Here is a 3,508-nt window from a genome sequence, read left to right as displayed (position 1 = left end):
CGCCTTGCCGCCCTCGTCGCGGAAGGCCGGGCGCAGGGCACCACGACGGTGGAGGTCAAGACCGGCTACGGTCTCGACGTCGAGACCGAGGCGCGTCTGGCGCGACTCGCTGCGGAAGTGACCGACGAGGTGACCTTCCTCGGGGCGCACGTGGTCGCCCCCGACCACACCGGAAGCGCGGACGAGTACGTCGACCTCGTGGTGGGCGACATGCTTCGCGCGGTCCGGTCGCACGTGCGGTGGATCGACGCGTTCTGCGAAGAGGGCGCCTTCACCGCCGATCAGTGCCGGAGGGTGCTCGAGGCGGGCCGCGCGGCGGGTCTCGGCATCCGGGTGCACGGCAATCAGCTCGGCTACGGCGAGGGGGTGCGGCTCGCGGTCGACCTCGGAGCCGCCGCGGTCGATCACTGCACCTTCCTCTCCGACGACGACGTGGCCGCGCTCGCCGGACCGGACACGGTGGCCACCCTGCTCCCCGGGGTGGAGTTCTCGACGCGCCAGCCGTACCCCGACGCGCGCCGGCTGCTGGACGCCGGCGTCACCGTCGCGCTCGCCAGCGACTGCAATCCGGGCTCGAGCTTCACCAGCTCCCTGCCGTTGATGATCGCGCTCGCGGTGCGTGAGATGGGGATGACCCCGGCCGAGGCGGTCTGGGCGGCGACGGCGGGCGGCGCGCGGGCGCTGCGCCGCACGGACGTCGGGGTGATCGCGCCCGGGATGCGGGCCGACCTCGTGCTGCTCGACGCACCGTCGCGCGTCCACCTCGCCTACCGACCCGGTGTGCCGCTCGTTCGCCAGGTGTGGAAGGACGGCGCAGAGCTGCGAGCCGCGGGGGCGTCCTAGGAGCAGGGGGCGGCGACCGCCTTGGCGAACCCGCCCGTCTGGTAGGCGAACTGGTACATCCACTGTCCGAGATCGAGAGAAGTCGGCACGTCGATCACGGTCACCTGCGCGGCGGCGCACTGCCCCGCGATGAAGCGCGTCCGGCTCACGTGGGGGGTGAACGTGATGACGACGGCGCTCGCCTCGGCGCCGTACCGCGTGTTCAGGAGCGCCATCTCTCCGGCGGTCGTGAACGGGTCGGGGTGCTCGCAGGCCACGTACCGCTCCTGGCAGACGCTGAGCTTCGCGGCCGACTGCTCGCCCTCCGAGGGAACCGAGATGAGGATGTCGTCGGCCACCCCATCGCTGCGAAGTTGCTCGGCGAGGGCGATCCTCCCCTCGGTGGGGGGACCGATCACGTAGATGACGTCGGCGCGAGCGGGCGGTGCGGCGACGGCGGGGAAGACGTACGCCTGGACCATGATCGCCACTCCCGCGACGGCCATCGCCACAAGGAGGGCGAGGGCGATCACCCAGCCGCGGCGGCGGCGGGTGCGGGGCAGGGTCAGCGAATCAGTGGCCACGCCCGGCTCCGAGGCGGTCGATCTGCAGGCGCCGTTTCGCGAAGCGGTCGATCGGGGTCGGGAGGGTGAAGACCCCCGAGAACGAGCCGACCGCGCGGCGAATGATCAGGGCCGTCGTGACGACGAGGGCCGTGAGCAGGACAGCGGCGAGAGACCCCGGCACCAGCTCGACGGGCAGGATCGCGACCGCGAGCGCGAGCAGCAGCGAGTTCAGCACGTAGATGGGCAGGGTGCGCGACCCGAGTGCGCCGACGGCCCTCCGAGCGATCGGCGAACGCGCCAGCATCACCGCGATCGACACTCCGAATGCCGCGCCCACGACGCACAGTGCCACGCGGAACACGCCCTGCAGCGGAAGGAAGGGCAGCACGACAGTCCCCGCAGCGAGGGCCGCACCCGTTCCCAGCAGCCACCACACGTTGACGCGGCGAGCGAACGCCTCGACGAGCTGCCGGCAGAGGACCCCGGTCATGAACAGCGCGAAGTACGTGCCGACCGACCGCCAGGTGTACGACGAACTGACGGTGACGATGCCGGTGGCGAAGAGGCAGGCGACGCCGAAGGCGATGCCGAGCTGGGCGACCCGCGGGAGGCGGCGGAGCACCCAGGCGGCGACGGTGTACAGGATGAGCGCGTAGAGGAACCACAGGCCCGACCACGGGAGGTACAGCGCCGTCGCCAGATCGCCGACGGGGGAGGTCAGCGGGTCGAACGGGCGGGGGACGAAGAGGAACCAGGCCCACCAGATGATGCACCACAGCGCGTAGAGATAGACGAGGAGCGCCAGGCGTTTCCAGAAGAGGGAGGCGAAGCTCAGACGTGCGATCGCAGAGGAAGCGAGAAGCCCCGACACGAGGAAGAACAGCGGCATCCGGAACGTCGACAGGGCGGCGGTCACCTGCACGAGAGCGTCCACCTGCCAGCCGGTGGCGTCCAGGAACTGGATGGAGTGGTGGAAGACGACGAGGGTGATGGCGATGCCGCGTGCGACGTCGATCCACGCGATCCTCTGCGCAGGCGCAAGGGGGGCTTCGGGAGTCATGACCGTTCCTCAGGTTCCGCCGCATGCGCCCGCCGGGTCCCCGCGCGGCACAGACGACCGCGTCGGGTGTCAGACAGTTCTACCAGACGAATGTTCGCTGGAATGACGAAACAGATGTCGGCCGGATGACGAAACGCCGATCGCGAAGCACGTCTCTGGCCGCGTGTGGGGGGCGCCCCACGTGTCGCGTGGCTCCTGCGGTACGCGAAGGAGGGGTCGGCCGGGCGCGGGCTGCCGCGGCGGGCCTACGGCGTGTAGAGGTCGAACTCATCGGGCGGCATCGCGCCGACGTCGTCCCACGTGCCCTCGTGCCAGGTGAAGACGGCGACCGCGCAGGTCACCATCCGTTCGTCGCGGCCGGCCAGGCTCGACACCAGCGAGCTCATGCCGGGATCGTGAGCGACGACCATCACCTCGTCGACACCGCTGGTGCGAGCGGCTTCGAGCAGAGCATCGGGTGCGGCGAGGTAGAGCCCGGGTCGTTCGACGACCTCGACCTCGAAGGTCTTCCCGAACGCCTCGGCCGTCTGCCGCGCTCGGAGGGCCGTGCTCGACAGGATCACGGCGGGGCGGACCCCTGCCCGCTGGACGGTGCGGGCGACCGCGGGCGCGTCGCGCCGTCCACGGTCATTCAGGGGGCGGTCGTGATCGTCGAGGCCCTCGTCGGCCCAGTCGGATTTCGCGTGCCGCGCGAGGATGAGTTGGATCATGATCTTTCCGCCAATCCAGCGAGGAGTTCGAGAACGCAGAGCGCGGCGAGTCGTACGGTGCGGGCGTCGGCGGTGTCGGCCGTGGCGTCCACCTCGACGATGTCGGCGCTGGTGACGAGGGGGTCGCGGGCGATCCCCCGCACCAATGCCCGCAGCTCCCACGCGGCGAGCCCGCCCGGAACGCTGGCCGGGCAGCCGGGCGCGACGGACCGATCGCACACGTCGACATCGATGTCGAGGTGGATGCCGCCGGACTCGGCCGGACGTCCCGGCGCGGGCTCGGGAGCATCGTCGGCGGCGGCGCCGCCTCCCGCGATGCCCCCGTCGGGCTCGGCCGGACGAGTCGGCGC

5 protein-coding genes are annotated in these 3,508 nt (G+C 71.4%); 1 reads left to right on the top strand and 4 read right to left on the bottom strand.

Annotated features, from left to right (window positions below):
• Nucleotides 1–843: amidohydrolase family protein (locus tag RWP81_RS15430; RefSeq protein ID WP_314457585.1), on the top strand; the 843-nt coding region annotated here is incomplete at its 5' end.
• Here the strand turns inward: RWP81_RS15430 and RWP81_RS15425 are convergent.
• The 4 genes from RWP81_RS15425 to RWP81_RS15410 all read right to left on the bottom strand — a co-directional run.
• Complete coding sequence (locus RWP81_RS15425) at nt 840–1,406, bottom strand: YdcF family protein (RefSeq protein WP_314457583.1); 567 nt, start codon at nt 1,404–1,406, stop codon at nt 840–842. The genes RWP81_RS15430 and RWP81_RS15425 overlap by 4 nt on opposite strands.
• The gene (locus RWP81_RS15420; RefSeq protein ID WP_314457581.1) at nt 1,396–2,448 is read right to left on the bottom strand and encodes an acyltransferase; all 1,053 of its coding nucleotides are present in this window, start codon (nt 2,446–2,448) and stop codon (nt 1,396–1,398) included. The genes RWP81_RS15425 and RWP81_RS15420 overlap by 11 nt, the downstream gene beginning before the upstream one ends.
• A gap of 245 nt (nt 2,449–2,693) precedes the next feature.
• Complete coding sequence (locus tag RWP81_RS15415) at nt 2,694–3,158, bottom strand: histidine phosphatase family protein (protein ID WP_314457579.1); 465 nt, start codon at nt 3,156–3,158, stop codon at nt 2,694–2,696.
• Nucleotides 3,155–3,508, bottom strand: a 354-nt coding sequence (locus RWP81_RS15410; protein WP_314457577.1) for an arginase family protein, incomplete at its 5' end; no start/stop codon positions are given. The genes RWP81_RS15410 and RWP81_RS15415, both read right to left, overlap by 4 nt.

This window comes from uncultured Microbacterium sp. (genome assembly GCF_963521695.1).
In the GTDB taxonomy this organism is placed as follows: Bacteria; Actinomycetota; Actinomycetes; order Actinomycetales; family Microbacteriaceae; genus Microbacterium.
Note: the sequence above shows the minus strand (reverse complement) of the source record. Positions and strands in the feature narration are given on the sequence as shown.